The 684-nt window shown below is 76.2% G+C and carries 1 protein-coding gene; it reads left to right on the forward strand.

The genetic code is table 11. The features are described 5' to 3' along the window. The coding region (locus MXD58_RS24380) for a Sua5/YciO/YrdC/YwlC family protein (protein ID WP_250610010.1) at positions 1 to 684 on the forward strand (684 nt) is incomplete at both ends.

Consider the following 684-nt stretch of genomic DNA (forward strand, 5'->3'; position numbering starts at 1 on the left):
GATGGCCCGGGACCTGGCCGCGGCGCGTTCCATCGCCCGGCTCACCGCGGCGGCGGCTGCGCTGCTGCGTTCGCCGGCGGCCCCGATCGTGCTCGCCCGACGGGCTGGCACCGGGCCGCTGGGGGCCGGCGTCGCCCCCGGCAGCCCGCTGATCGGCGTGCTGCTGCCCTACACCCCGGTGCACCACCTGCTGTTCGCCACCGTCCCGGGCAGCTCGGTGGCGGGCGGCGCCGCAGCGCCAGCGCTGCTGGTGATGACCAGTGCCAACCTCGCTGGCGAGCCGATCTGCTTCGACGACGCCGAGGCCGCCGACCGGCTCTCCGGCCTCGCCGACGCGTTCCTCACCCACGACCGTCCGATCCTCGCACCCTGCGACGACTCGGTGGTGCGCTGCGACGGCGACGAGGTGATCCCACTGCGCCGCTCGCGGGGCTACGTCCCACTCGCGGTGGATCTGCCGAGGCCGGTCACGCCGGTCCTGGCCGTCGGTGGCGAGATCAAGAACGCGTGCTGCGTGACGGCCGGCGACCGGGCGATCATGTCGCAGCACCTCGGTGACGTCGGCAGCCTCGCGGGCCTGGCCGCCCTCGACCGGGCCGGCGTCCGGCTGGCCGACCTGCACGGCGTCGAGGCGCGCACGTTCGCCGCCGATCCGCACCCCGGCTACGCCTCCCGGGCCCATGC

The organism is Frankia sp. AgKG'84/4 (assembly GCF_023242965.2).
Lineage (GTDB): Bacteria > Actinomycetota > Actinomycetes > Frankiales > Frankiaceae > Frankia.